General features: G+C 64.9%; 28 protein-coding genes. 12 read left to right on the top strand and 16 right to left on the bottom strand.

The window, feature by feature from the left end; genetic code table 11:
• Nucleotides 1–75: 75 nt before the first annotated feature.
• Nucleotides 76–729 (top strand): CoA pyrophosphatase, encoded by a 654-nt coding sequence (locus tag BRPE64_RS09835; protein ID WP_044042099.1) that lies wholly within the window; start codon nucleotides 76–78, stop codon nucleotides 727–729.
• A 126-nt stretch (nucleotides 730–855) separates the two neighbouring features.
• On the top strand, nucleotides 856–1,794 hold the full coding sequence (locus BRPE64_RS09830) for a CobD/CbiB family protein (RefSeq protein WP_016345942.1): 939 nt from the start codon (nucleotides 856–858) through the stop codon (nucleotides 1,792–1,794).
• Here BRPE64_RS09830 and BRPE64_RS09825 read toward each other — a convergent pair whose 3' ends face one another.
• Genes BRPE64_RS09825 through BRPE64_RS09815 form a run of 3 tightly spaced genes read right to left on the bottom strand, consistent with a single transcriptional unit; the run spans nucleotide 1,795 to nucleotide 4,315 of the window.
• A complete protein-coding gene (locus BRPE64_RS09825) occupies nucleotides 1,795–2,118 on the bottom strand; it encodes a putative signal transducing protein (RefSeq protein ID WP_016345941.1) in 324 nt (107 codons plus the stop codon).
• A complete protein-coding gene (gene rsgA, locus BRPE64_RS09820; protein WP_016345940.1) occupies nucleotides 2,115–3,050 on the bottom strand; it encodes a ribosome small subunit-dependent GTPase A in 936 nt (311 codons plus the stop codon). The genes BRPE64_RS09825 and rsgA overlap by 4 nt, the downstream gene beginning before the upstream one ends.
• Nucleotides 3,047–4,315 carry a M48 family metallopeptidase gene (locus BRPE64_RS09815; protein ID WP_016345939.1) on the bottom strand — a complete coding sequence of 423 codons (1,269 nt, stop codon included), beginning with the start codon at nucleotides 4,313–4,315 and terminating at the stop codon, nucleotides 3,047–3,049. Before BRPE64_RS09815 ends, rsgA begins: the two co-directional genes overlap by 4 nt.
• Before the next feature lie 197 nt (nucleotides 4,316–4,512).
• Between BRPE64_RS09815 and orn the strand changes: the two genes are divergently transcribed.
• Nucleotides 4,513–5,067, top strand: coding sequence for an oligoribonuclease (gene orn / locus BRPE64_RS09810; RefSeq protein ID WP_051180405.1), 555 nt, complete (start codon nucleotides 4,513–4,515; stop codon nucleotides 5,065–5,067).
• Here the strand turns inward: orn and mog are convergent.
• Entirely contained in the window at nucleotides 5,064–5,693 is a 630-nt protein-coding gene (mog, locus tag BRPE64_RS09805) for a molybdopterin adenylyltransferase (RefSeq protein WP_084675730.1), read from the bottom strand. The two genes, orn and mog, sit on opposite strands and share 4 nt — an antisense overlap.
• Nucleotides 5,668–6,282 (bottom strand): ribosome biogenesis factor YjgA, encoded by a 615-nt coding sequence (yjgA, locus tag BRPE64_RS09800; RefSeq protein WP_016345935.1) that lies wholly within the window; start codon nucleotides 6,280–6,282, stop codon nucleotides 5,668–5,670. Before yjgA ends, mog begins: the two co-directional genes overlap by 26 nt.
• A gap of 205 nt (nucleotides 6,283–6,487) precedes the next feature.
• Here yjgA and pmbA point away from each other — a divergent pair, with 205 nt between their 5' ends.
• On the top strand, nucleotides 6,488–7,858 hold the full coding sequence (gene pmbA, locus BRPE64_RS09795; protein WP_044042096.1) for a metalloprotease PmbA: 1,371 nt from the start codon (nucleotides 6,488–6,490) through the stop codon (nucleotides 7,856–7,858).
• Nucleotides 7,859–7,905: 47 nt separating this feature from the next.
• On the opposite strand, the gene BRPE64_RS09790 is transcribed toward pmbA, so the two are convergent.
• Both BRPE64_RS09790 and BRPE64_RS33660 read right to left on the bottom strand, forming a co-directional pair.
• The gene (locus BRPE64_RS09790; RefSeq protein ID WP_016345932.1) at nucleotides 7,906–8,403 is read right to left on the bottom strand and encodes a dihydrofolate reductase; all 498 of its coding nucleotides are present in this window, start codon (nucleotides 8,401–8,403) and stop codon (nucleotides 7,906–7,908) included.
• Nucleotides 8,404–8,503: 100 nt separating this feature from the next.
• On the bottom strand, nucleotides 8,504–8,881 hold the full coding sequence (locus BRPE64_RS33660) for a hypothetical protein (RefSeq protein WP_232519175.1): 378 nt from the start codon (nucleotides 8,879–8,881) through the stop codon (nucleotides 8,504–8,506).
• Here BRPE64_RS33660 and BRPE64_RS32825 point away from each other — a divergent pair.
• The 3 genes from BRPE64_RS32825 (at nucleotide 8,880) to BRPE64_RS09775 (ending at nucleotide 11,863) form a co-directional block, all read left to right on the top strand.
• Complete coding sequence (locus BRPE64_RS32825) at nucleotides 8,880–9,098, top strand: hypothetical protein (protein WP_144063345.1); 219 nt, start codon at nucleotides 8,880–8,882, stop codon at nucleotides 9,096–9,098. The genes BRPE64_RS33660 and BRPE64_RS32825 overlap by 2 nt on opposite strands.
• 261 nt (nucleotides 9,099–9,359) lie before the next feature.
• On the top strand, nucleotides 9,360–10,739 hold the full coding sequence (locus BRPE64_RS09780; RefSeq protein ID WP_016345930.1) for a sigma-54 dependent transcriptional regulator: 1,380 nt from the start codon (nucleotides 9,360–9,362) through the stop codon (nucleotides 10,737–10,739).
• Nucleotides 10,740–10,891: 152 nt separating this feature from the next.
• The gene (locus BRPE64_RS09775) at nucleotides 10,892–11,863 is read left to right on the top strand and encodes a thymidylate synthase (protein ID WP_016345929.1); all 972 of its coding nucleotides are present in this window, start codon (nucleotides 10,892–10,894) and stop codon (nucleotides 11,861–11,863) included.
• A 73-nt stretch (nucleotides 11,864–11,936) separates the two neighbouring features.
• On the opposite strand, the gene BRPE64_RS09770 is transcribed toward BRPE64_RS09775, so the two are convergent.
• Both BRPE64_RS09770 and BRPE64_RS09765 read right to left on the bottom strand, forming a co-directional pair.
• Nucleotides 11,937–14,129: a DUF6600 domain-containing protein gene (locus tag BRPE64_RS09770; protein ID WP_016345928.1), complete on the bottom strand. Its 2,193-nt coding sequence runs from the start codon at nucleotides 14,127–14,129 to the stop codon at nucleotides 11,937–11,939.
• A gap of 167 nt (nucleotides 14,130–14,296) precedes the next feature.
• Nucleotides 14,297–15,046 (bottom strand): ArsR/SmtB family transcription factor, encoded by a 750-nt coding sequence (locus BRPE64_RS09765; RefSeq protein ID WP_044041468.1) that lies wholly within the window; start codon nucleotides 15,044–15,046, stop codon nucleotides 14,297–14,299.
• Between the two features lie 145 nt (nucleotides 15,047–15,191).
• Here BRPE64_RS09765 and BRPE64_RS33425 point away from each other — a divergent pair, with 145 nt between their 5' ends.
• The gene (locus BRPE64_RS33425) at nucleotides 15,192–15,341 is read left to right on the top strand and encodes a hypothetical protein (RefSeq protein WP_173405439.1); all 150 of its coding nucleotides are present in this window, start codon (nucleotides 15,192–15,194) and stop codon (nucleotides 15,339–15,341) included.
• 73 nt (nucleotides 15,342–15,414) lie between these two features.
• A complete protein-coding gene (locus BRPE64_RS09760) occupies nucleotides 15,415–15,936 on the top strand; it encodes an acyl-CoA thioesterase (RefSeq protein WP_016345925.1) in 522 nt (173 codons plus the stop codon).
• 30 nt (nucleotides 15,937–15,966) lie between these two features.
• Here BRPE64_RS09760 and fumC read toward each other — a convergent pair whose 3' ends face one another.
• From fumC to BRPE64_RS09740, 4 genes are all read right to left on the bottom strand, one after another.
• Nucleotides 15,967–17,370: a class II fumarate hydratase gene (gene fumC / locus BRPE64_RS09755; protein WP_016345924.1), complete on the bottom strand. Its 1,404-nt coding sequence runs from the start codon at nucleotides 17,368–17,370 to the stop codon at nucleotides 15,967–15,969.
• Nucleotides 17,371–17,409: 39 nt separating this feature from the next.
• The gene (locus BRPE64_RS09750) at nucleotides 17,410–18,975 is read right to left on the bottom strand and encodes a phospholipase D family protein (protein WP_044042095.1); all 1,566 of its coding nucleotides are present in this window, start codon (nucleotides 18,973–18,975) and stop codon (nucleotides 17,410–17,412) included.
• Nucleotides 18,976–19,415: 440 nt separating this feature from the next.
• A complete protein-coding gene (locus tag BRPE64_RS09745) occupies nucleotides 19,416–20,864 on the bottom strand; it encodes an MATE family efflux transporter (RefSeq protein WP_044041467.1) in 1,449 nt (482 codons plus the stop codon).
• Nucleotides 20,865–21,076: 212 nt separating this feature from the next.
• Nucleotides 21,077–21,298 (bottom strand): RNA-binding S4 domain-containing protein, encoded by a 222-nt coding sequence (locus BRPE64_RS09740; protein WP_016345921.1) that lies wholly within the window; start codon nucleotides 21,296–21,298, stop codon nucleotides 21,077–21,079.
• 318 nt (nucleotides 21,299–21,616) lie between these two features.
• On the opposite strand from BRPE64_RS09740, the gene BRPE64_RS09735 reads away from it, so the two are divergent.
• The 3 genes from BRPE64_RS09735 to BRPE64_RS09725 all read left to right on the top strand — a co-directional run bounded on the left by BRPE64_RS09735 (nucleotide 21,617) and on the right by BRPE64_RS09725 (nucleotide 24,670).
• Nucleotides 21,617–22,048, top strand: coding sequence for a hypothetical protein (locus BRPE64_RS09735; RefSeq protein ID WP_016345920.1), 432 nt, complete (start codon nucleotides 21,617–21,619; stop codon nucleotides 22,046–22,048).
• Nucleotides 22,049–22,132: 84 nt separating this feature from the next.
• On the top strand, nucleotides 22,133–22,390 hold the full coding sequence (locus BRPE64_RS09730; protein ID WP_044041466.1) for a hypothetical protein: 258 nt from the start codon (nucleotides 22,133–22,135) through the stop codon (nucleotides 22,388–22,390).
• A gap of 111 nt (nucleotides 22,391–22,501) precedes the next feature.
• Complete coding sequence (locus BRPE64_RS09725; RefSeq protein WP_232519174.1) at nucleotides 22,502–24,670, top strand: ATP-dependent helicase; 2,169 nt, start codon at nucleotides 22,502–22,504, stop codon at nucleotides 24,668–24,670.
• Nucleotides 24,671–24,700: 30 nt separating this feature from the next.
• Here BRPE64_RS09725 and BRPE64_RS09720 read toward each other — a convergent pair whose 3' ends face one another.
• From BRPE64_RS09720 to BRPE64_RS09710, 3 genes are all read right to left on the bottom strand, one after another.
• Nucleotides 24,701–25,465, bottom strand: a complete 765-nt coding sequence (locus BRPE64_RS09720; RefSeq protein ID WP_016345917.1) for a DUF4088 family protein — start codon at nucleotides 25,463–25,465, stop codon at nucleotides 24,701–24,703.
• Nucleotides 25,466–25,628: 163 nt separating this feature from the next.
• Nucleotides 25,629–25,967: an AzlD domain-containing protein gene (locus BRPE64_RS09715; RefSeq protein ID WP_016345916.1), complete on the bottom strand. Its 339-nt coding sequence runs from the start codon at nucleotides 25,965–25,967 to the stop codon at nucleotides 25,629–25,631.
• Nucleotides 25,964–26,728 carry an AzlC family ABC transporter permease gene (locus BRPE64_RS09710; RefSeq protein ID WP_016345915.1) on the bottom strand — a complete coding sequence of 255 codons (765 nt, stop codon included), beginning with the start codon at nucleotides 26,726–26,728 and terminating at the stop codon, nucleotides 25,964–25,966. The genes BRPE64_RS09715 and BRPE64_RS09710 overlap by 4 nt, the downstream gene beginning before the upstream one ends.
• Between the last annotated feature and the right edge of the window lie 71 nt (nucleotides 26,729–26,799).

Here is a 26,799-nt window from a genome sequence, read left to right as displayed (position 1 = left end):
TATCTTCGACATCCACGCTGCCTACCCGTGTCCACCGGCAAGACCTCGACCCCGCGCATTCTCGAACCCGAACGCATGCCCGTGCTCTCCACGGGTGCATCGCTGCCACCTATCCCGCCCGCGCGGCTCACGCCCGAAGGACTGCGCGCGCGCTTCGGGCAGACGCTCGAATGGACGCAGGAAGCGCCCGAGCAGCGCATCAAGGCGATCGGCGGCGATCCGCGCGTCGCGGCCGTGCTCGTGCCGCTCGTCGTGCGCGAGGGCGGCCTGACCGTGCTGCTCACGCAGCGTGCCGATCATCTGTCGGATCATGCGGGACAGATCAGCTTTCCCGGCGGACGTTGGGAACCCGAGGACGCCGACGCCGCCGCCACCGCGCTGCGCGAAGCGCGCGAGGAAGTCGGGCTCGACGCCGCGCATTGTGAAGTTATCGGCGCGATGCCCGAGTATCTGACCGGCACCGGATTTCGCGTGACGCCGGTGGTCGCGCTCGTCTATCCGCCGTTTTCGCTCAAGGCCGACACGCGCGAAGTGGCCGATATCTTCGAGGTGCCGCTTGCCTGGCTGATGGATTCGGCCAACCACGAAGTGCGCGTGTTTCGCTGGGAAGGCGGCGAGCGTCGTTTTTTTGCCATGCCCTACACGCCGGGTGAAGGAAGGGCTCCTTATTTCATTTGGGGCGCAACGGCCGGTATGTTGCGCAATTTCTACCGCTTCCTCGCTGCTTGAGGCTCGCGGCGCGAAAAGTCCGCACGCGGGCGTCGGCACGCGCAATTCTCTGGCGCGCTAAACGCAACAGGCGCTGTGCTATCGTTACGCGAAACTCGAACTAAACCGACTGTTTCGGCGCTTCGCATGACTTTTTTCTCTGTATTGCTGGCCCTCGTCATTGAGCAGATGCGCGCGTTATCGCCGCACAATCCAATTTCGGCGCTGCTTCACTATCACGCGGAATCCACCGCGCACGGTTTCGATGCCGGCAAGCAGAAGCACGGCATCGTCGCGTGGCTGGTCGTGGTGCTGCCGTGGACGCTCGTCGTCGGGCTCGTCTATTACGTGCTCTACCGGATCAACTTCGCGCTGGCGTTCCTGTGGAACGTTGTCATCGTTTATTTCACGCTCGGTTTCCGGCAGTTCAGCCACTATTTCACCGACATCCATCTCGCGCTCAACAACGACGACGTGCCCCGCGCGCGCGAGGTCCTGCATGAATGGACCGGCCTCGATACCGTCGATATGCCCGTCAGCGAAATCGTGCGTCATACGCTGGTTCATGCCGTGGTCGCGTCGCACCGGCATGTGTTCGGCGTGTTCTTCTGGTTCCTGATTCCGATCGGTCCGGCGGGCGCGGTGCTGTATCGCATCGCCGAGTATCTGGCGCGCGCGTGGTCGAAGCCGGATCCGGAACGCACCGCCGAGTTCTCGTCGTTTGCGCAGCGCGCGTTTTTCGTCATCGACTGGGTGCCGGCGCGTCTCACGGCGCTCGGCTTTGCGATCGTCGGTAATTTCGAGGATGCGATCTACGCGTGGCGCAATCACGCGCGCCAATGGCCGGACGCCAACGAAGGCGTTCTGCTCGCCGCGGGCAGCGGCGCGCTGGGTGCGCGTCTTGCCGGACCGCTGGCCGAGCCGCTGTCGGTTGAAGCGCTCGCGGTCGGCGAAGCGAGCCCGCTGCCCGTCGGCGACGACTGCACGCCGCGCACGCTGCAATCGGCGGTCGGGCTCGTGTGGCGTGCGGTGATTCTGTGGATGCTGCTTCTGCTGATGCTGACCATCGCCGTGTGGCTGGCCTAGTCAACCATCGAGCGGATCACGCGCCGTCTGACACTGCCAGCAGACGGTGAATTGCGGCTCCAGCCACTCGCCGCACTGCTTGCACTTCCAGGGCCGGGCGTTCGCGTCCGGCCCTTTTCGCGCGCGTTCCAGCAGGCGCAAGGCCAGGCTTTCGTCGCGCTCGTCGACGATCCAGATTTCCGGCGCGCACTGATCCGCCGGAATCTCGCCCATCGCGCCGTTCAGATAGCGGTTGTGCAACTCGCACGGCACGCCCGCCGTCGCCAGCACGTTCACCCAGTGCTGCGCCGTGATCAGGTTGGGCGCGCGCGTGAGCCGTTTCATCGAACGATCTGGCTGGCTTCGTGCACGAGTTGCGCGTAGAGCGCGTGACGCTCGGGCCTGATCTTGCCGCCGTCGACCGCTTCGAGCACCGCGCAACCGGGCTCCTGCAGATGATGGCAGTTGTAGAAGCGGCAATGTCCGAGATACGGCCGGAAATCGGCGAAGGCGCGCTCGAGCTGGCCTTCGCTCAGATGGTGCAGCCCGAATTCCTGAAAGCCCGGCGAGTCGATCAGCGAGCCGCCGCCGGGCAGGTAGTAGAGGCGCGTGAAGGTGGTCGTGTGACGGCCGCTGTTGAGCGCCGATGAAATCTCGCGCGTGGCGGCGTCCGCATCCGGCACGAGCAGATTCACCAGCGTCGATTTGCCCATGCCGGACTGGCCGAGCAGGATCGTCGAGCGGTCTTTCAGGCGCGCGTCGAGTTGCGGATGGACATCGCCCGGCGCCATTTTCGCGGACAGCTCGATCACCGTATAGCCGAGTTCGCGATACGGCGCGAGACGTTCGCGCGCGAGCGCAAGCGCGCTCTCCACGTCGATCTTGTTCAGCACGATGAGCGATTCCAGCCCGTGCGCCTCCGCCGCGATCAATGCGCGCCCGAGCAGGTCTTCGCTGAAGTGCGGTTCGGTCGCGAGCACGATCAGCAACTGATCGAGGTTCGCGGCGAAGAGCTTCGACTTGAACTGATCCGAGCGATACAGCAGATTGCGCCGCTCGCCGATCTCGACGATCACCCCCTGATCCGCCGACGACTGCTCGTAGAACACGCGATCGCCGACAGCCACTTCGCTTTTCTTGCCGCGCGGGAAGCACTGGAGCATCGGAGCATCGTGTTCCGGCATGACGAGATAGTGCCGGCCGTGGGCGGCGATCACCGTGCCTGTCAGGCGCTCGCTGGCCGATACGCGGCCGCCTCGCGGTGCGCCGCGCGTCATGCGGCGTGCTGCATCAGACGGTCGATGCGCTGCGAAGCGGGCGGATGCGAGTAATAAAACGCGGTGTAGATCGGATCGGGCGTGAGCGTCGACGCGTTGTCTTCGTAGAGTTTCACGAGCGCGTTCACGAGATCTTTCGGATCGGTCTGGCTCGCGGCGAAGGCATCGGCTTCGAATTCGTTTTTGCGCGACGTGAGGCTGCCGAGCGGCGTGATGAAAAACATGAATACCGGCAGCACCAGCATGAAGAGCACGAGCGCAAGCCCGTTATTGCTGCCGATGAGCGACGGCCGCACGCCCAGGCCTTCGTAGAACCAGGTTGTCTGCACGAGCCAGCCGAGCAGCGCGAGCATCGCGAGGCTGATGCCGAACATCACGATCATCAGCTTGAGCACGTGGCGGCGCTTGAAGTGGCCGAGTTCGTGGGCGAGGACGGCCTCGATTTCGCTGCCCGACAGGCGCGCGAGCAAGGTGTCGAAGAAAACGATGCGCTTGGCCGCGCCGAAACCCGTGAAGTACGCGTTGCCGTGCGCGGAGCGGCGGCTGCCGTCCATCACGAACAGGCCCTTGGCCGCGAAGCCCGTGCGCGACATGAGACTCGTGATGCGCGCGACGAGCGCTTCGTCCTTGAGCGGCTCGAACTTGTTGAAGAGCGGGGCGATGAAAGTCGGATAGATGATCATCGCGAGCAACTGGAACGCGACCCAGACCATCCACGTCCAGAGCCACCAGAAGGTGCCGGCGCGGTCCATGAGCCAGACGGTGAGCAGCAGAAGCGGCGCGCCGATCACGACGGCGATCACGGTGCCTTTCACCAGATCGACGAAAAACAGCTTCTTCGACATGCGATTGAAGCCGAACTTCTCCTCGATCACAAAATGCCGGATGTAGTCGAACGGCAGGTCGATGACGCTCGTGATCGCGACGACCGACGCCACCAGCGCGATCTGCCCGAGATAGCCGCGCCCGAGCCAGTCCGAAATGGCGAGATCGAGCGCCTGGACGCCGCCGAGCAAGGTCAGCGCGACCAGCACGACCGCGCTCGTCACGACTTCGATCATCGTGAGGCGCGTGCGCTCGACGGTGTAGTCCGCGGCGCGCTGATGGGCGGCGAGCGGGATCGTGCCGGAAAATTGCGCCGGCACGCCGTTGCGATGCGCGGCGACGTAGCGGATCTGGCGCGACGCGAGCCAGAGCTTGGTCGAGACCATCGCGACCAGGGCGACGACGAAGATCGTCGAGAATGCGAGTGTGAGGTGGGTCATCCGGGAATCCGATTGAACTATGCGAGAATTATAGGTTCTTGGCCGTGCCCACGCGCATCGATCAAACCCAATCGATGGCAGCCGCGTACGGTGTCACTTTCTCTCAGGCCGCTTTCATGACCGACACTCCCGCCGCCCCTGAACCCGCCAGCTCCGCAGCAAACGACGCCGCGGAAAACGCGCTCGTGCGCAGCGACATGAACCTCGTCTGGCTCGACATGGAGATGACCGGTCTCGAACCCGACAACGATCGCATTATCGAGATCGCGGTGGTCGTAACGAACTCGACGCTCGACAAGATGGTGGAAGGGCCGGTGCTGGCGATCCATCAATCAGACGAAACGCTCGGCCTCATGGACGAGTGGAACCGCAACACGCACGGCCGCTCGGGACTGATCGAGCGCGTCAAGGCGTCGACGGTGGACGAAGCCGAGGCAACGCGCCAGATTCGCGACTTTCTCGGTCAGTACGTGCCGCCCGGCAAATCGCCGATGTGCGGCAACTCGATCTGTCAGGACCGCCGCTTCATGGCGCGCTGGATGCCGGAACTGGAGACCTTCTTCCATTACCGCAATCTCGATGTCAGCACCCTGAAGGAACTGTGCCGCCGCTGGCAGCCGGCAATCTACAAGGGCTTCCAGAAGCGCGCGATGCACACGGCGCTGGCCGACATCCACGAATCGATCGACGAACTCAAGTACTACCGCGAACACTTCCTGATTCCGTCGGCGCCTGCTGCCGGCGCGGCTTAATTCTTCGGCGGACGGATCGCGCTTTTCGGCCGGAACGCGGCGACCGTTTCGGCCCGCGTTTCGATATACGGCCCGCCGATCAGGTCGATGCAATACGGCACCGCCGCGAAAATGCCGGGCACCTTCGTCTTGCCGTCCGCGTCTTTCAACCCTTCGAGCGTTTCGCGGATCGACTTCGGCTGTCCTGGCAGGTTGATGATCAGCGCGGCGTGATCCGCCGTTTCCCGGATCACCGCGACCTGGCGCGACAAAATCGCGGTCGGCACGAAATTCAGGCTGATCTGGCGCATTTGCTCACCGAAGCCGGGCATCGGCCGGGTGGCGACGGCGAGCGTCGCTTCGGGCGTCACGTCGCGGCGCGCGGGGCCGGTGCCGCCCGTCGTCAGGACGAGATCGCAGCCGTGCGTGTCGACGAGATCGACGAGCGTCGCGGAAATGGTCGCGGCGTCGTCCTGAATCAGGCGCGTCTCGGCGCGCCAGGGCGTAGCGAGCGCAACGCCCAGCCATTCCTGCAGCGACGGCACGCCCTTGTCTTCATAGACGCCCTGCGAGGCGCGATCGCTGATCGACACCAGCCCGACGATCAGTTCGTCCGGATGATTACGCGTCGGTTTCGTCACGGCCATTCTCGTCGTAATCGTCAGTGTCTTCGTCGTCGGATGCGCCCGCCGCGTTCTTGATCCACTGGAACAACTCGCGGAAATAGCGCGGCGGCTTCTGTTGCTCGCGCTCGCGGCGCGCATTGCGGATCAGCGTGCGGCCTTCCTGCGGATCGACGCCCGGATGCTTGCGGATGAATTCGGTGAGCGCGGCGTCGTCGGCGAGCAGTTGTTCGCGCGTGCGCTCGATCCAGTGCAGGCGCGCGGTTTCGGACTTGTTCACGCCGCGCTGCGTGTCGAGCGCCGTGCGCAGCGCGCCGACTTCGTCTTCGGTCAGCGAGCGCATGACCTTGCCGACGTACTGCACCTGGCGGCGCTTGCCTTCGTGATCGGTGATGCGGCGCGCCGCGCGCACGGCGTCGCCGAGATTCTCGGGCATCGGCATGCGCTTGAGCGCATCTTTGGGCAGCGCGATGAGGGCCTCGCCCAGCTCCTGCAGCGCGTGCATATCGCGCTTCAGCTGGGATTTGCTCGGACGGTCGTAGCCGTTTTCGTCGGCTTCGCGCTCGTCGTCGCGGCCGGCATCGATCGGTTGAATGCGGGTTTTACGGTTCATCCCGACATTGTAGCTTGGCGCCGCGCGCGGCCTTGTGCCGGCAGCAAAGCTTGGCGGGTGAATCAACGCGGTCCTTGCTATGATCGCGAGATACGCCGTTCCCGGCTTGATCGACGCTCACACGGCGAGCGGTTCGGGCCGGGACTCCCGAAGCAACCACGACATGTGCGGGCGCGCGCCGCCCGACTTCCAAAGGCACCTCAACATGGCAGCAGACATGGACGTCAAGCAACGCTATTTCCCGCATACGCAGGACGAGCTGAAGGAGATCGCTTCCGACATCCTGCGGTACGCCAGGGAACTCGGCGCGAGCGATGCCGCCACCGAAATCTCCGAAGGCGACGGCCTCTCGGTGAGCGTGCGGCGCGGCGAAGTCGAGACGATCGAGCACAATCGCGACAAGATGGTCGGCGTGACGGTGTTCATCGGCCAGAAGCGCGGCAACGCGAGCACCGCCGACTTCACGCGCGACGCGTTGCGCGACACGGTCGCCGCCGCGTACAACATCGCGCGCTTCACGGCCGAAGACAGCGCGGCCGGGCTCGCCGAAGAGGAACTGCTGGAAAAGGCGCCGCAGGATCTCGATCTCTATCATCCGTGGGACATCGACGCCGAAGAGGCCGCCGACATCGCGAGTCGCGCCGAGGCGGCGGCGTTCGCCGTCGACAAGCGCGTGACCAACTCGGAAGGCGCGAGCGTGTCGGCGCAGCATTCGCAGTTCGTGCTCGCCACGTCGCGTGGCTTCATTGCGGGCTATCCGTATTCGCGGCATTACATCGCGTGTGCGCCGATCGCGGCGAGCGGCCGCGACATGCAGCGCGACGACTGGTACACCTCGAAGCGCGACGCCACCCGTCTCGCCGCGCCGGAAGCGGTCGGCCGCTACGCCGCGGAACGCGCGCTCGCGCGCCTGAACGCCCGGAGCCTCGACACGCGCAAATGCCGCGTGCTCTTCGAGGCGCCGCTCGCGGCGGGCATCCTCGGTGCGTTCGTGCAGTCGGTGAGCGGCGGCGCGCTGTATCGCAAGACCACTTTTCTCGTCGACAGCCTCGGCAAGCCGGTGTTCGCGCCGCATATTCAGATCGTCGAGGATCCGCACGTGAAGGGCGGCATGGGCAGCGCGCCGTTCGACGAGGAAGGCGTGCGCACGCAGCGGCGCAACGTGGTCGAGGACGGCGTCGTGCAGGGCTATTTCCTGTCGACGTATTCGGCGCGCAAGCTCGGCATGAAGACGACCGGCAACGCGGGCGGCTCGCACAATCTGACGATGAAAAGCACGCACACGAAGCCCGAAGACGACTTCGAGGCAATGCTCAAGAAACTCGGCACCGGCCTGCTGCTGACTGAACTGATGGGACAGGGCGTGAACTACGTGACGGGCGATTACTCGCGCGGCGCGTCGGGCTTCTGGGTCGAGAACGGCAAGATCCAGCACGCTGTCGAGGAAATCACGGTGGCGAGCACGTTGCAGGAGATGTTCCGCCATATCGAGGCGATCGGCGCGGATACCGTCGTGCGCGGCACGAAGGAAATCGGCTCGGTATTGATCGAGCGGATGACCATAGCGGGACAGTGAGTCGAACCCGCCAAAAGCGACAAAGCCCCGGAGCACCGGGGCTTTTTTTATTCCGACGCGCCGATGCGCTCGTACGTCACGAACGCGAAGTCGAACGTGTTCGGCGCCGCCGCGCGATGCGGCTCGCGCGACACTTCGCGCCAGTGCGCGGGATCGGGCGCGGGAAAGTGCGTGTCGCCGTCGAAATCGGCGTCGATCTCGGTGACGATCATCTTGTCCGCGCGCGCGATGGCGTCGCGATACAACTGCGCGCCGCCGATCAGAAATGCTTCGTTCGCTGGTTCGAGCGCGAGCGCCGCGTCGAGGCTCGTCACCACGTCGCAGCCTTCGTAGCGCCGCGTGGCGTCTCGCGAGACGACGATATTGCGCCGCCCCGGCAGCGGCCGGCCGATCGATTCGTGCGTCTTGCGTCCCATGACGATGGGCGCGCCCATTGTCGTGCGCTTGAAGAACGCGAGGTCTTCGGGCAGGCGCCAGGGCAGTTGGTTATCGCGTCCGATCACGCCATTGCGCGCGCGGGCGACGATCAGAGTCAGCGTCGTCATGTGAAGGGTTGAATTCGAAGGACGGGCGTGCGCGCAGGCGCCGCCGGGGTCTCGATTCTAACCGACACACCTGCGCGAGCCATGTCCGGCCCGCGTCGGGTCACGTCTCCGGCGAGTCGTCGGCGAGCGGTGTCGTCGTGCGGGGAACGCAGGGTTCGACCTCGTCCCATAGCGTCACGCTGATGCCGGAACCGGTCGTGCGTATCGCGGGAGCCCGCGCGCGCATGAATTCGTCCGTGTCTTCACCGTCTTGTTGCGTTTCGGATACTTCGCCGCGTCTGAATGAACTATCGAGTGCCATCTTGACGACATAATCCAAGGTAACTATTCCCGCATCTGCACTAATCGGGAATAAAGTAATCGGCTCGCCGGTATAACGATTATCGCGGAATGAAATAATCGTAGAAATTGAACGTTCGTTCGGCAAACGGTAGTTCTTACCTTCCGGCATGCCTGAATTTAGCGAAATACATGCCATGAACCGCGATCCGTTGCGGCGCAAAGAGTGGCGAAAAATGCGCAAGAAGCAGGCTTTGCAAATCAGCCGAAAACGTTTCAACGCTGAAACATCGCGGCAGAAAAACCTGAAGTTCTCACAAAACCGGTATAAGATTTTGTCTTATCAAAACGTGCGGAAAGTTTTTAATAATTACGTGAGAAATTCTTGCCAAGCCCGTCCTATCAAGGTTTTGTAGCTAATCCGGCGCTTGTGACGATATTTGTTTTCGGTGTTTCTGGGTTATAGTAGTCTCTCAAAAACGGCACAGAATCAGACATAAAGGGTTTCGTGGAAGGGTGCGGGGTGTTTCGCTCCGTGTGTTTCGGGGGCGTCGTTTTGAATACAAGTCCCACTGCCAACCGTAACGGCAAATGCGTGAGGGCAAAGAAGTCAGCGATGTAGCGAGAGCCTGAACTACGCGACCTTTTCAACGAACGTTGAACAAAGGATCTGAATAATGGACGTCGCTCGGCGGCAACTCATATACGTAACTCGCGATCCAAGCGAGACGCTGTGCGCGCGATTCGAGGAGCGCGGCTGGCACATCGAAATCGTCGCGAGCGCGCGCGACACGCGCAAAGCTTTGCGCAGCGATCTGGCAACGGGCGGGCTGCTCGATTTGTCGAGCCAATTCGAATCGCATGAACTGGCGGCATTTGAATCGTCGCTGACGATGACCAACGTCGGCTGGGTCGCGGCCACGGTGGCGGGACAACTCGAAGACGCCGCCGTGCGGCGCCTGATTCGCGACTATTGCTTTGATTACGTGACGCTGCCAACGTCGAACGACCGCATTGTCGATTCCGTCGGTCACGCGTATGGCATGGTCGCGCTGCACGACGCCGCGTCGAACGACGCGCGCAGCGAAGGCCGCGCCGAGGGCGAAATGGTCGGCTCGTGCGACGCCATGCTCGCGCTGTTCCGCTCGATCCGCAAAGTCGCCATGACCGACGCGCCGGTGTTCATCTCCGGCGAATCGGGCACGGGCAAGGAACTCACGGCGGTCGCCATCCACGAACGTTCGGCGCGCCGCGATCAGCCTTTCGTGGCGATCAACTGCGGCGCAATTCCCGCGCATCTGCTGCAATCCGAGCTTTTCGGCTACGAGCGCGGCGCGTTCACGGGCGCGAATCAGCGCAAGATCGGCCGCGTGGAAGCGGCCAACGGCGGCACGCTGTTCCTCGATGAAATCGGCGATCTGCCGCTCGAAAGCCAGGCGAGCCTGCTGCGTTTCCTGCAGGAACGCAAGGTCGAGCGCCTGGGCGGTCACGGCTCGACGCCGGTGGACGTGCGCATCATTTCGGCGACGCACGTCGACATGCAGACCGCGATGATCGAAGGGCGTTTCCGCGCCGACTTGTATCACCGTCTGTGCGTGCTGCAGATCGACGAGCCGCCGCTGCGCGCGCGCGGCAAGGACATCGAGCTGCTCGCGAAGCATATGCTCGACCGCTTCAAGAAGGACGCGAGCCGGCGTCTGCGCGGCTTCTCGCCGGACGCGATCGCGGCGATCCACAACTATGGCTGGCCGGGCAACGTGCGCGAGCTGATCAACCGCGTGCGGCGCGCGATCGTGATGTCGGAAGGGCGTCAGATCACGGCGCGCGATCTCGAACTGGGCGAATACGTGGAAGTGGCGCCGGTGTCGCTGGCGCAGGCGCGCGAGGCGGCCGAGCGGCAGGCGATCGAACTGGCGCTGCTGCGGCATCGCGGGCGTCTCGGCGATGCGGCCCACGAACTCGGCATCTCGCGCGTGACGTTGTACCGGCTGCTGTCGGCGCACGGCATGCGGCATATCGAAGTCGATGTGCCGCCGGAGCACGCGACGCGCGGCTGATCGAATTTTCGGCTCATCGGACGGGCGCTTTCGGGCGCCCGTTTTCGTATTGGCGCGTTGGCGCATTAGAGCGCGCATACCCCGCGCTTGGTAAAATCTCTCTTTAGGCCTTCCGTTCGTGACGGCGCGCGGTACACCCCAAGGAACATCGAATGAAACAGTATCTCGAGCTCGTCCAGACGATCCTCGATACCGGCACATGGCAGGAAAACCGCACGGGCATCCGCACGATCAGCATGCCCGGCGCAATGCTGCGCTTCGATCTGCAGCAGGGCTTTCCCGCCGTGACGACCAAGAAGCTCGCGTTCAAGTCGGCGATCGGCGAACTGGTGGGCTTTCTGCGGGCGTCGAAAAGCGCGGCGGATTTTCGCGCGCTCGGCTGCAAGGTCTGGGACGCGAACGCGAACGAAAACCCGCAGTGGCTCGAGAATCCGTATCGCCAGGGGCCGGACGATCTCGGCGATGTCTACGGCGTGCAGTGGCGCAAGTGGCCCGCCTACAAGCTCGTCGATGCCGCCGCGGGCGATCAGATCGCCGACGCGACCAATCGCGGCTATCAGCTTGTCACGAGCTTCGTCGAGAACGGGCGCGAGCAGGTGCTGCTGTACAAGGCCATCGACCAGTTGCGGCAGTGTCTCGACACGATCATCGAGCGTCCGACCGACCGGCGCATCCTGTTTCATGCGTGGAATCCGGCGAAGCTCGACGAAATCGCGCTGCCCGCGTGCCATCTGTTGTATCAGTTCATCCCGAATGCGGTGACGCGCGAAATTTCGCTGTGTCTGTACATTCGCAGCAACGATGTCGGGCTCGGCACGCCGTTCAACCTGACCGAAGGCGCGGCGCTGCTGCATCTCGTCGGCCGCCTGACGGGTTTCACGCCGCGCTGGTTCACCTACTTTATCGGCGATGCGCACATCTACGAGAATCAGCTCGACATGCTGAAGGAGCAGTTGAAGCGCGAGCCGTATGCGTCGCCGCAACTGATCATTTCGGACCGCGTGCCGGATTACGCGGTCACGAAGCGCTACGAGCCGGAGTGGCTCGAGAAGATCGAGCCGTCGGATTTCGCGCTGGAAGGGTACAAGCACCACGAGGCGCTCACCGCGCCGATGGCGGTGTAAGTCCCGGCTTCGTTTCATCGATGTGAAAACGCGCGGCTCTCGGGCCGCGCGTTTTCGTTTGTGGCGCGGGGTTTCAACCGCGATGGTCGTTGCCGTTGCCGCCGCGTTGTTGTTGCGGCTGTTGGGCTTGTTGCGGTGGCTGATGCGGTTGCGCTTGGTGCGCTTGTTGCGCCTGACGTGGCTCCTGGTGCTGCATCTGCGGCGGCGCCTGACGCGCTTCCTGATGCATCGGCTGACGTTGTGGCTCCTGATGGAACTGCGGCCGTTGCGCTTCCTGTTGCGGACGCTCTTGCGGACGCTGCTGCGGCATCTCGTGACGCGGCTGTTGGGCGGGCATCATCTGCGCGTGCGGCGATTCGGCGTGCGCCTGATGGTACGCGTGGTACGCGTCCGGCGGCCGTTGCTGTTGCTGCGGCGCCGCTTGCGTGGGCGGGGCTCCATGCTGGAAAGCCTGAACCTGAACCTGCTGCGACGGCCTGCCGTGCGTATCGTTCGGAACGGCTCGCCCATGCGATGCATCGCCGTGCGAGAAGCGCGGATCGCCGCCGAACTGCGCTTGCTGCGGCGGACGCGGGACATTGTTGCCATGCGGTTGCGCTGCCTGCATCGGCTGCGCGACGCCGGGCGCCGCCGCGAATGCCGGGCGCTGAGGCGAGCCTGGCGTCGGCGCATGCGGTGCATTGCGACCATCAAGGCGATTCGGTCCACCGGGACCATTGCCCGCGCCGCCCGCGATCACTGCGCGCGCCGGCCCGTGGGTTGCGACGAGACGCACATTATCGACCCGTGGCGCTCCGGCTCCGTGGCCGCCCCCTTGCTGCGCGAAGCGGTCATGAAAAGCCGGCGGTGCGACCGGCGCGCGCGTCGCCACGACCGGGCGCGCGAAGCCGCCCTGCGGCGGCCGGTAATCCGCGCGCCGCGCACCGGGCGCGAAGCTGTCGCGTGTCGGCGCAATGCCCGGCGCGCCTGCAAAGAAGCGCGGATTGCGCCAGCGCGACGGATCGACCGCATACGGCCTGCGTCCGACCGGCTGGCCATGCACGAACGCATTGGCGGGCAGGGCGGTGAGCCCGCGCGGCGCGCGATAGTTGATGAACGTGTTATGCACGTACACCGAGCGGTTCACGCGCTCGTAGTAACGCGGACTCCATCCGTCGCGATGCGGATGCCAGGCTTCCCCCGGCGCGAGCGGAAACCACGCGAGCCCCGCCGCCGCGACGCCGCCCACCGTCAGTGCGACGTTCCAGTCGACGCCGCTACCGCCATCCCCGACGAAGCCGACCAGCGCAGGCGCATAAGCGGGCGGCGCTCCAGCAGCCATCGGACCGGGCACCCACGCCCACTGCGTTCCGACATACGCCCAGCGTCCGTAGTGATACGGCGCGAAGCCCCAGGGCGCATCGTCGATCCAGGTCCAGCCCCACGGCGCCTGCCACGCCCAGTGTCCTGCGCGATACGGCGCCCAGTCGGCGGATACCGCATTCGGCACCCAGACCGCTCCGTATGACGGATCCGTGCGCCACGTGCCGTTGGCATCGAGGTCCTGGTAGCCGGGAATGTCGCGCGACACGTATCGCGCCGATATCGAGCGATCCTCGTTCGCGTCGCGGCCCGCGCTCCATTGATCGAATGCGTCCGGCGCGGGCGCCGCGTTCGCCGATGCCTGCTGGAGATTCGTGCCTTCGAACGTGACCTGCTGGCCGCCCGCGAGTTGCACCGCCGCGCCGTCGCCATACGCGGTGGCGCCGCCGCTGCGCACTGTCACGGTGGTCGCGCGGCCATCGGGCGCGACGTCCACGCGTACGTCGCCGGGCGTCGTCACGGCGAGCGCCAGGTTCGGCGTATCGATCTCGTAGGTCGAGCCGGGCGGCATGTCGCGCACGCGCGTCGACAGCGTGCCCTGGGCGATCTTGAGTTGCGCGGTGGCGTCGTCGAGGGCGAGGACCGAAAGCGCCGTCGATGAGCCGAGCCGCACCGCCGTAGAGCCGATGTGCAGCTCCGAGCGCGCGTTTTCGTCGTTCCAGAGTTGGTCGCCCGTCGTGAGCGGGCGGTTGATCTGCGCGTACGACCAGTCGGATGCGCCGGCGGGCTCGGTCGTGACAGTGCCCGCCATGTAGTTCAGACGCGCGATGCGTCCGGGCGGATCGCCCTGATCTGTCTGCGCGGCCACTGCGGGCGGCGCGGTTTGAGCAAGCGCTCCCGGCCCCGATGTCGAAAAAACTGCGCACGCGCACAGCGTGGCGGCGGCGATCGTTCTGATTTTCATCGTATTCTCCGGCGGCCGCGCGGTGCGCCATCTGGACGCTGTCAGCCCGCGCAGCCTACCGGATCAATGTATCGCCCGCGCCTGTATCCGTACGATGCGGTTTGTAACGGCGCGCAGGTGCGCGTAACAAAGCTTTATCGCCGGTTCATTGCCCGCTCATTGCCCGCTCATTGCGCCGCCAGAAAGCCGTCGAAATGCCGGTGTCCCGACGGCGTCACGCGCAGCACGCGCCGCTGCGCCGTGTGCTCGATCCAGCCGCGCGACTCGCACGCCTCGAGAAACGCCGCGCCCAGCGCGCCGCCGAGATGCGGCCGGCGCTCGCTCCAGTCGATGCACGTACACGCGAAACGCCGCCGCCGCGCACGCTGCGCCTTCAGGTCGATGCCCAGCTCGGCGAACGCCCGCGCGCCTTCGGGCGTTGCGTCGAGCGCGGCGGGACCGTGGGCCTGCTCGCGCTCGTCGTCGGCGGCGAGCCAGTTGCGCGCGATCATCCGCTCGAAAATCCGCACCGCCAGTTCGCCCGCCAGATGGTCGTAGCAGGTGCGCGCGAAACGCATCTCCACCGGCACCGCGGACGGCGGCCGCTCGGGCGCGCGTTGCGGCGCACTCGCCCGCGCGAGATTGGCGAGCGCCTCGATAGCCGCGGCGATATCGGCGGTCGCGATGCGGTAGTAGCGGTGCCGGCCGCTCACTTCGAGCGCGAGCAGCCCGCCCTCGGTCAGGCGCGCGAGATGGCCGCTCGCCGCCGACGGCGATAGCCCCGCGATCATCGTCAGTTCGCCGGCGGGGCGCGCGGTGCCGTCCATCAGCGACCAGAGCATGGCGGCGCGGCCCGGATCGGCGATCAGCGCGCCGATGCGCGACAGCCCGGGAAAGTGGCGGGAGCGGGAATCGGCGTCGGCGAGTGCGGAATTCATGGCGATGTCCGTATCGGGCGAAGTAGTCGGTCTGCCCACTTTAACGCGGCCCGGCAACCGATGTTTCACCGCACGCCGAAATGTCGATGCACAACGCCGGCGCTATGATGGACGCTTGCAGTTCGATACGGCAGGAGAAATTCGTATGTCCAGACTCATTGTTTCAGGCTTGCTCGGCGTGCTGGTGCTGTGCGCGGGTTGTGCGGGCGGTGCGGGCGGAGCGTCATCGGCGGGCGGGGGCGGCAGCATCACCATGTACGGCACCATCGACCGGGGCATTACTGTCCACGATTGAATATTGCGGACCCTATAATCCGCTATCTCTCGGCGCATTTCCGCAAAGAGACGAACAACCGCCGGACGCCCCCATGAACACGCCGACTTCATCCCCCATTCCCGCGGTGCCGAAAAGCCGCGCCGAAACCATTTTCCGCTTTCTCGCCGAGCCGACTTCGGTGAACTTCGGCGGCAAAGTGCATGGCGGCGCGCTGATGAAATGGATCGACGAAACCGCCTACGCGTGTGCGGCGATGTGGTCCGGACGTTACGCGGTGACGGTGAGCGTCGGCAATATCCGTTTTCGACGGCCGATTCTCGTCGGCAATCTCGTGGAGTTGCGCGCGCGCGTGGTCTCGACCGGGCGCACCAGCATGCACATCCATATTTCCGTGCACGCGGGCGACCCGAAAGTCGGCGAGTTGCAGCAGACGACCGATTGCCTGATGGTTTTCGTCGCCGTCGATGAAAAAGGGCAGCCAACGCCCGTGCCGTCCTTCGTGCCGGAAACGGAAGAAGAGAAACGTCTCGCCCGTTACGCGATGGACGTGAAGGACGCGCTCGACGCGATCGTCGAGCTGAAGCCGGAAGAGGTCGCGGCGGGCAAGGTGTGAACCCGCCGCGTCAAACGAGGCGTCGCGCGCCTACTTCCCGACCATATCCCCCGGCTTGACCCAGTCGTCGAACTGCTGCTCGGTCACGAAGCCGAGCGCGAGCGCGGACGCCTTGAGCGTCGTGCCTTCCTTGTGCGCCTTCTTGGCGATCTTCGCGGCCTTGTCGTAGCCGATGTGCGGATTGAGCGCCGTCACGAGCATCAGCGATTCGTTCAGCAGACTGTCGATGCGCTTCTCGTTCGGCTCGATGCCCACCGCGCAGTTGTCGTTGAAGCTCTGCGCGCCGTCGGCGAGCAGGCGAATCGATTGCAGCACGTTATGCGCGATCATCGGCCGGAACACATTCAGCTCGAAGTTGCCGCTCGCGCCGCCGAAATTCACCGCGACATCATTGCCGAACACCTGGCAGCAGAGCATCGTGACGGCTTCGGACTGAGTCGGGTTCACCTTGCCCGGCATGATCGAGCTGCCGGGTTCGTTCTCCGGAATCGACAGTTCGCCGAGCCCGCAGCGCGGACCGCTCGCGAGCCAGCGGATGTCGTTGGCGATCTTCATCAGGCTCGCGGCGACCGTTTTCAGCGCGCCGTGAGCGGCGACGAGCGCATCGGCCGCGGCCATCACCTCGAACTTGTTCGGCGCGGTCTCGAAGGGCAGCCCGGTGAGCTTGCCGATCGCCTGCGCGACCTTCACCGCGAATTCCGGATGCGCGTTCAGTCCCGTGCCGACCGCCGTGCCGCCCTGCGCGAGCTGATACAGATGCGGCAGCGACGCCTCCACGTGGCGAATGCCCTGATCGATCTGCGCGACATAGCCCGAAAATTCCTGGCCGAGCGTGAGCGGCGTCGCATCCTGCAAGTGCGTGCGGCCGATCTTCACGATCTTGTCGAACGCGCGCGCCTTCTGATGCAGCGTCTCGCGCAACGTCTTCAGCGACGGCACGAGATGCTTGACGATGCCATACGCCACCGCGACGTGCATCGCCGTCGGAAACACGTCGTTCGACGACTGGCCGCGATTCACGTCGTCGTTCGGATGCACGAGACGCTCCTCGCCGCGCGGTCCGCCCAGGATCTCGCTCGCGCGATTGGCGATCACCTCGTTGAGGTTCATGTTGGTCTGCGTGCCGGAGCCGGTCTGCCACACGGCGAGCGGAAATTCGTCGGGATGCTTGCCGTCGATGATCTCCTGCGCCGCCTCCATGATCGCGCGCGCCTTCTTCGCGTCGAGCACCTTGAGCCCTTCGTTCACTTCGGCGGCGGCGTGCTTGATGATCGCGAGCGCGGTGATCAACTCGGGCGACTGCTTTTCCGTCGAAATCTTGAAGTTCTGCAGCGAGCGCTGGGTCTGCGCGCCCCATAGCTTGCCGTTCGGCACGGCAATCTCGCCGAACGTGTCTTTTTCCATCCGTACGTCGCCTTGCGCGTCGTGTGTCATGGCGTCAAGCTCCTCGCGAAGTATGTGCTTCCGGTGAGTTCAGAGCTGCTTGTCGACAGGCAGCAGCATGAAGAGGCCCGTCATCGCGTTGCGATAAAAACCCGCCTCGGGATCGAAATTGTAGGTGACGAGGCTGCCGTCGCGCTCGGTCGTCCAGACGAGGCCTGATTGCGGCGACCCCGTGCGCCGGAGTTCTTCCATGACCGCCGCGCTCGCCAGATGCACCTGCCAGCTGACCTGCGGCGACGTGCTGCGCTCAAACAGTTGCGCGGCTTCCTCGGCGATGCGTTTGTCATGGATCACGAGCGCGAGTTCGGTATTGAGTTTCGCCGAGCGCGGATCGAGATTCATCGAGCCGATCACGAGAATACTCCGATCGATGACATAAGCCTTCGCATGCAGGCTCGCCCGCGACTGCGAGCCGAAGAGGCCCGCGCTCGGACTGCCTTCGCCTTCGATCTGAATCGGCTTGAATTCGTACAATTCGACGCCGTTCTGCAACAGCGGAATGCGATACGGCGCATAGCCCGCCTGCACCGCGACGGCATCGGTCGCGGCGAGCGAGTTGGTCAGCACCGCGACGCGCACGCGGCGGCGCGTGAGTTCCGCGAGCGCCTGCACGCCGGTATCGTGCGGCACGAAGTAGGGCGAGAGGATCAGGAATTCGCGCTGCGCGTCGGTCAGCAGGCTGCGCAGTCGCTCCATCGGCGGGCTTTTATAGTCGTCGCTCGGATGTTCGATCTTCCCCGGCGAGTCGACCCAGAATTCGGTCGGCGCCCAGACGAGGCCCATTTGCTCGCGCGCGATCTGCTGCGCGAGCGGCGTCGCGTTGAGCGGCTTCGCGTTCAGCGGCTCGGCCTGCGCGCGCCAGTGAGCGCGCAGGTCGTCGCGGGTTTTGTCGAGTTCGGACGGATCGAACTTCTGCTTGTTGAGCGCGCGCAGCGGATAGGCGAGCGAGCTGTTCCAGTAGTCGTCGAAACTCGCGGACACTTTCTGCGCGACCGGGCCGGCGGCGAACACGTCGAGATCGCGGAATTGCAGCGTCGGGCTCGCGCTGAAGTATTCGTCGCCGAGATTGCGCCCGCCGACGATCACGATCTGGTTATCCGCGATCATCGCCTTGTTGTGCATGCGGCGCGTGAAGTGGCCGAGGTTCGTGAAGACGTTCTGCGTGCGCTCGGAGAAACTGCGCTGCGCGCTGCCGAACGGGTTGAAGACGCGGATCTCGATGTTGTCGTGCGAGTTGAGCGCCGCCATGATCCGGTCGATGTCCTTGAAGTTCAGATCGTCGACGAGCATGCGCACGCGCACGCCGCGATCCGCCGCATAGAGCGCGGCGCCGAGCAGGAGCTTGCCGGTGTTGTCTTCCTCGGCGATGTAGTACTGCATGTCGAGCGTCTTGGTCGCCGCGCGGGCCAGCGCGATGCGGGCCTGCAGCGCGTCGGTGCCGGTGGGCAGCAGCCGCACGGCTGACTGATCCGGATGCGCCTGTTCGAGCGGCGCGAGGGCGGTGGCGAGCGGCGTCGGCCCGCTCGCGGGCAGCGCGTGGCTCACCGGGCGATCGAAGGCCGTCGCGGGCGGACGCGTCGCGCAGGCGGCGAGCATCGTCAACGCGACGGCAGCGGCCGCGTGGCGCACGATGGCGCCGAGTTTTCGATTGGGCGTGACCCGCTGTTTGATGTCTTCGCGATCTACGCCATCTTGTCCAGCTTCCAGCTTTCCCCGGCTTTCCGACACTTCGATTCCTCTTGATTTCGCATTGTCGGCACGATGAAGCAAGGAGCGTTCTCGGGCCGTATCTCGAAATTATTCTATGGGAAATCGGAGCGGGGGCGTGTTTTACGCCGCACGAGCGCCATCGACAGAGCAAAACACGAAGCGCATGGACGAAAAAAAGCCCGCTGGCTGAGAGCGGGCTGACAACCCCTGTCACAGATGTCTCAAGGAGGAGACGAGTTCATCGTAGCAATGCGCGTCGAGCGGGCCAACCAAGCATTCCTGCTATGTATATCGGTGCGCGGCTGCGGTGCTTATCCCGCGTGTTTTCAAGCGTGGCCGTGCGGCGCCGCACTTGCCGCAGCGGCGTCTTCGGGCACGGGCGCGACGCCGGTCTCGATGAACTTCCGGCTGATGCGATGAAACCGCAGCGTCATCAGCACGGCGACGCTCGCCAGGCCCGCCGCGAGTCCCCACCACAGGCCTTTCGGACCCAGTTCGAAGTGAAACGCGAGCACATAGGCGGTCGGAAAGCCGACGCCCCAGTAGCCGAACGCGGCGGCGAGCATCGGTATGCGTGTGTCACGGAGACCGCGCAGGCAGCCGGAGCCGACCGTCTGCATGCCGTCGACGATCTGGAACACCGCCGCCACGCCGAGCAGCGACGCCGCGAGCGCGACGGTGTGCGCGTTGGCGGGATCGTCGAGATGCAGATACAGCCCGACGATCGCGCGCGGCACGGTGATCAGCACGAGCCCCGAGCACACCATGAAGCCGACGCCCAGCGCCAGCGCGACGAAGCCCGCATGGCGCGCGGCGAGCGGCACACCCGCGCCGACCCAGTAGCCGACGCGCACGTTGGCCGCCTGGCCGATCGCGAGCGGCACCATGAACGCGACGGACGCCACATTGAGCGCGATCTGATGCGCGGCGAGCGGCCCTTCGCCGAGCAGGCCGACCATCATGCCGGTGGCGAGAAAGAGTGTCGATTCGACGCCGTAGGTGATCGCGACCGGCCAGCCGATGCCGAAAAGCTCGCCCATCAGCGGCAGGCGCGGGCGCGCGCGGCTCACGAAATGGCGGTAGCGCGGGCGCAGATGCAGCAGCAAAACGAGCGCGATCGCGATGCCCCAGACCGTGATGGCGGTCGCCGCGGCCGAGCCGAGGAAGCCTTCGCGCGGCAGGCCCCAGGCGCCGTGAATCAGGCCGTAGTTGAGAAAGCCGTTGACGAACACGCCGCCGATCGACACCCACAGAAGCCGGCGCGCCGCGCCGATCGCGGGCAGAAACGCGCGCATCATGCCGACGCCGATCAGACTTCCGGGCGTCCCCCAGCGCAGCACCGCGCAATATTCGCCGACGTTCTTCGCGAGCGTCGCCGGTTCGTGGAACGCGAGCAGGATCGGCTCGGCGTAGCTCAGCAGCACGAATGCGGGCACGGCGAGCAGCACGGAGAGCACGAGCCCGGTCCAGTAGATGCCCGGCACGCGTTCGTCCGCGTTCGCGCCGCGCGCGTGCGCGACCGACACGGACACCGACGTCAGCACGCCCTGCAGCAAAGTCACCACGACGAAAAAGAGATTCGCGCCGAGGCCGCCCGCGGCGAGCGCGTCGGGGCCGAGCGAGCCGAGCAGGATGGTGTCGGTGACGCCCATCGCCATTTGCGAAAGCTGCGCGATGGCGAGCGGCGCAGCGAGCCGCGCGGTGTCGATAGCGTGACGCGACAGGCTGGGCGGTCCTTGATGCGCGCGGGCGGCGCGCGTGATTTGGGGTTGCATGATTGAAGGCGTATTAAACGGATCGAAGGCGGCGGGCGGGGACAAAAGCCAATACCGCGTCGAATCCGCGCAAATTCCCGGCGCTGAAACCGGAACGAAAGACGACTAGCTTATTGCCTTGCGTGCAACCTGTCGATGACGCGCCCGCTATCCCCGGCTTTTCGGAACTCGCCCGGCGTGGCCGATGCGGCGCTCCGTCAAGCCGCAGCGCGTCATTCCGGCGCGCGCACGCGAATGATCTGGCCGTCGAGCTGGACCTTCTGACCCGCGCGAATCTTGCACGTCTTGCGCAGTTCCACTTTTCCGTCGACGGTGACATCGCCCATGGCGACGCGTGCCTTCGCGGCGCCGCCGCTGTCCGCGAGGCCCATCAGCTTGAGCAGATTGTGAAGTTCGACGAAGTCGCCCGTGAGGGTGAATTGAAGTGGCGGCATGACGGACGGGAAAATCGATGAGTGAGGCAGGAAGACGTCAATCATAAACCACCGGCGTGCGCGTGCCGGGCATGCGCCATGCTAATCGTATGACGGACGCCGGTAATCGGATCGCAAGGGAACGTGTGGGCATTTGTAGCCAGATGAAACCTTCGGTAACAATGACTGGTTTTCGCGAACTCACCCGATCGCCGGCTGGTCCGACTTTTTGATCGATGCAGCTTCGGTCATCTTTTATGAACGACAAAAGTCGCGTGGCGCGCTCGCTCATCGCCGTTTCAGCGCCCGCCGACGCCAACTAAAGAGAGGACTAGCTCCATGACAAAGGCTCGAATTCTGTTGATCGGCTCCGCCATCGCCACGCTTGCCGCATCGGGCGTTTATGCGCAAACCGCGCAGCCGCAGCCGATGCAACCGCAGACGATGCAGATGGCGCCGGGCAGTGCCGCGCCGATGGCCCCGCAAGCCCAGCAGCCGATGACGCCGCCGCCGCAGAACCTGGTGGCGCCCGCGCCGACCGATCCGCTCGTGCAGCGCCGTAACGCGAACGCGGAGGCGAACGCGGAATACCGCGCGTCGAAGAAGGCATCGAAGGCCGAGATGAAGGCGCAGAACCAGCAGGCCAAGGCGCAATACAAAGAAGAAGTGAAGAACGCGAAGATCAATCGCAAGGCCGACAAGGACGCCGCGAAGGCCGAATTGAACGCGACCGAACCGAGCACGCCGAAGGACACGGGCCTGCAACACTAAGCCCGATGAAACTGCGCGGCCGCCCGACGGCGGTCTCGCCGCATTGATAAGCGTCTGCAAAGCAAGACGCGAAGGGAGGACATCATGAATCGAAAGATGAATGCATTGCTGGCCGCGCTGGTCGCGGGGACGTTCGCGAGCATGAGCGCGGCATCGATCGCGCAGACGACGAGCGACGCGCCGACCCACGCCGACCAGAAGGCCGCGAAGAAGCAGGACGAGGCTAATAAGGACGCGGCCGTCGCGCAGGCCAAGGCCGACAAGAAGAAGACCGAGGCGCAGTCCGAAGCCAACGAAGCCGCCGCCGACGCGAAACTGAAGAACGCGAAGAAGGCGCAATAAGCGCAGCCGCGCTTTTCCCGTGACAAACCGAGCCCGGTTCGCATGAACCGGGCTCGTTCGCATTTGGGGCCAAAACCGTAATCGAGCCAAGGACTTGCACGCGCGGGTTGTATGGATATACAGTGTGCGTCACTCTTTTCCCGCCGCTTCCTTCCCGTGCTCACCGCTCCCGACACCGCCGACGCCGCTTCCGAGACCACCGCGAAACAGGTCGCCGACTATCTCGCGAGGTTGAACGAGGCGCAGCGCCGGGCGGTGGAATTCGGCGTCGATGAACCCGGCCGCTGCGGCGGACCACTGCTCGTCATCGCGGGCGCGGGCTCGGGCAAGACCAACACGCTCGCGCATCGCGTCGCGCATTTGCTGGTGAAGGGCGCCGATCCGCATCGCATCCTGTTGCTCACGTTCTCGCGCCGCGCGGCGCTCGAAATGACTCGGCGCGTGACGCGTATCGCCGCCAACGCGCTCGGCACGCGCAGTGCAATCGCGCAGGGTCTGACGTGGTCGGGTACGTTTCACAGCGTCGGCGCCCGGCTGTTGCGCGATTACGCCGATCTCGTCGGCCTCGCGCCGTCGTTCACGATCAACGACCGCGAAGATTCCGCCGATCTCATGAACCTCGTGCGGCATGAACTCGGTTTATCGGGCAAGGAGAAACGCTTTCCCGCCAAATCGACCTGCTTCGCGATCTATTCGCGGGTCGTGAACACGGGCGCGTCGCTCGTTCAGGTGCTCGATCAGTCGTTTCCGTGGTGCCGCGAGTGGGAAGCGGATCTCAAGCGCCTGTTCGCCGCGTATGTGAGCGCCAAGCAGACGCAAAGCGTGCTCGACTACGACGACCTGCTGCTGTACTGGTCGCATCTCGCGGCGGAGCCGTCGGTCGCCGCCGATCTCGCGAGCCGCTTCGATCACGTGCTCGTCGACGAATATCAGGACACTAATCGCCTGCAGGCGTCCATTCTGCTCGCGATGAAACCGGACGGGCGCGGCCTCACCGTCGTCGGCGACGATGCGCAGTCCATCTATTCATTTCGCGGCGCGACGGTGCGCAATATTCTCGACTTTCCGGGGCATTTCGAGCCGCCCGCCGCGACCGTCACGCTCGATCGCAACTATCGCTCGACGCTGCCGATTCTGGAGGCGTCGAACGCGGTAATCGGGCTCGCGACCGAGCGTTACACGAAGAATCTCTGGACCGACAAGGCATCGGCACAGAAGCCGCGCGTCGTCAGCGTGGCGGACGAGGCGGATCAGGCGCGCTATATCGTCGAACAGGTGCTGGAAGCGCGCGAGGCGGGCATGAAGCTCAAGGCGCAGGCGGTGCTGTTTCGCGCCGCGCATCACAGCGCGACGCTCGAAATCGAACTTACGCGCCGCAACATTCCGTTCGTGAAGTTCGGCGGGCTGAAGTTTCTGGATTCCGTCCACGTAAAGGACGTGCTCGCGGTGTTGCGCTGGGCCGAAAATCCGCGCGATCGCGTCGCGGGATTTCGTGTCGCGCAATTGCTGCCGGGCATCGGGCCGGCAATCGCCGGGCGCTTGCTGGATAGCGTCGCGCAAGACGAAGCCCGCCGCGCGATCGCGCAGTTTCAGGCGCCCGCGCGCGCGAGCGAAGACTGGCCGCGCTTCGTCGCGCTAATGGCGAAACTGTGCGGGCGCGAGTCCGGCTGGCCCGCCGAATTCGAGATGATCCGCCGCTGGTACGAGCCGCATCTGGAGCGCAATCACGAGGACGCGGCCATTCGTATCGGCGACGTGCTGCAAATGGAAAGCATCGCGTCGACGTATCCGACGCGCGAGCGCTTCCTGACCGAACTCACGCTCGATCCGCCCGACGCGACCAGCGACGAATCCGGCGTACCGATGCTCGACGAGGACTATCTGATTCTCTCGACCATCCATTCGGCGAAGGGCCAGGAGTGGCGCAACGTGTTCGTGCTGAACGGCGTCGACGGCTGCATTCCGTCCGATCTCGGCACGGGCAGCGACGAGGAAATCGACGAAGAGCGCCGCCTGCTCTATGTCGCGATGACGCGTGCGAAGGAAGACTTACACGTCGTTACGCCGCAGCGTTTCTACGTGCACAACCAGACGCATCTCGGCGACCGTCACGTGTGGGCGCAGCGCACGCGCTTCATCCCGCAGCATCTGATGCAGCACTTCGAGGCCACCGCGTGGCCGCCGGTGGTCGCGCCTGTCGCACCGACGGCGGAGGGGCTGGCGGCGGCCGCGAAAGCGAAGCTCGATATCGCGGCGCGCCTGAAGGGTATGTGGGAGTAACGCGCGTCGCCGAATGTGGGAATAACGCGCTCAGCGCGGCGCCCGCGAGGCGCGCGGCGTGCGCGGCGACGGCGAGAAAATGCTGCGCAGCCAGCCGGCGAAGCGCGTGAAGCCATCGTACGGCTCTTCGATGAACAACTCCGGCCGCAGCGAGCGCAGATATTCCAGCACCTGCTGGGCTTCCTGCTTCTGAATCGAGCCATAGAAAATGCCGAGCCGGAGCAGGCCGCGCAACTCGCCGAGCTTCTCGCGCGCCGTCGAACCGACGCTCGTTTCCACCGCAATCTTGCCTTCGTACACGCGCTGACGCAGCGAATCGGCGAGCCGCCACGCGGGCGTCTGCATTTTCTCTTCCACTTCGCGGATGTCCGCCGCCGCTGACTTGATCTGCGACGCGAGCATGTCCACTTGCGACACGTCGCCGTTCGCTTCGGTGACGATAGCCGTCGCCCACTCGCGCGACGCCTTCACGAGATCCTCGGCCGTCCAGTCGGCGCGGATCGCGAACGCGAAACCGTGCTCGGCCGCCTGACGAATCAGGATTTCGACGACATCCGGAAACTCCTTGTCGAGCGCGCGCTTGGCCCACGCGTACTGGCCGTGCGTGAGCATGCGCTGCACGGCCTGCTCGGTGAGCGGCATCGGATTGTCGAGCAGCTTCGCGCGCAGGAAGTCTTCGAACGAAGGCGTGACGAATTGCGGATCGAGCTTCAGCGACAGACGAAGAAACGCGTCGAAGTCGCGTTGCAGCGAAGCGATCGTTTCGTCGCGAAGCGAAAGGGTGATTTGAGGCATGTCGGTTCCCGGTTCCGCGCTCGGCTGTCCAAGGCGGGAAATGCTGTCGGCGCCGCTTCTCGGGCGGAGTCCATTCGTTTCTGATATCGGCGGGATATCCGGGAACTTGAGGGTTTTTCGAGGCTTTTTGAAAGCCGTTTAATAATCGCCCGCGCGAAAACGTTTAGCGCAACACGGCGAACTGCCACAGGAAGAACACGGCGAGCGACACCGCGATCGTCACGAGCGGCCGCTTCGTCACCACGCACACGATGATCGCGACCACGGCCGCGACCAGTTGCGGATTACGCCAGGTGATTTCGGCGCCGCCGCCGTGCGGGGAGACGGTCATCGGCACGATGATCGCGGTGAGCACCGTCACCGGCACGAATGACAGTGCAGTACGCACGACAGGCGGAAACGGCAGACGCTCGCCCAGCACGAACACGGCGGCGCGGATCGCATACGTGACCACGGCCATGCCGACGATCAGCAGCACATAGTTGGACGTTGCGGCGTTCATTGCGTGCGTTCCTTTGGATTCTTCAGGCGGTTCTTTGCCTGCGGCCGGTTTTCGATCAGCGTGAGCACCATGCCCACGACGACGCCCACGAGCACCGCGGCGAGCAGCCCGAGCTTGTACGGCCAGCCCTGCCAGGCGAACGACAGCACGCCCGATGCGAGCGCCGCCGCGACGAACCGCAGCGCGACGAGTTGCGGCACGATGATCGCGATGAACGTGGCGACCATCGCGAAGTCGAGTCCGAGCGACTTGAGGCCCGGGAACGCCGCGCCGAACAGCAGGCCGATGAGCGTCCACATCTGCCAGTTCAGATACATCGACAGACACGAGCCGAAGAAATAGTGCGGACCGGTTTCGCCCGGCGGACGCTTCTGATAATGCGCGTAGGCGACGGCGAACACTTCGTCGGTCAGGAAGCCCGCGAGCGTCCAGCGCCAGCGTCGCGGCAGATGCGCGACATAGGGCGCGAGCGTTGCCGAGTAGAGCACGTGACGCAGATTGACGACGAGCGTCGTCGCCCAGATGACGGCGAAACTCGCCTGCGACGCGATCAACCCGACCGCGATGAACTGCGCCGAGCCCGCGAAAACCGCGAGCGACATGAACTGGCCGTGCCAAAGCGAGAGCGGACTTGCGGTGACGAGCGTGCCGAAGATCACGCCGAAGGGCGCCGCGCCGACCATCATCGGGATGGTGTCGCGCGCGCCGGCGGCGAATTCGCGCAGTGCGGCGCCGGATGGCTGAACGGGTGTTGCTTTCAAGATGTCCTCCTGGGTAAGCGAGGATACGTAAAACGCTGCTTCGGACGCTTGTACGTTCTTGCGCTTTGTCT

Source organism: Caballeronia insecticola, assembly GCF_000402035.1.
Classification (GTDB): Bacteria; Pseudomonadota; Gammaproteobacteria; order Burkholderiales; family Burkholderiaceae; genus Caballeronia; species Caballeronia insecticola.
This window is presented reverse-complemented; position numbering and strand designations above follow the sequence as displayed.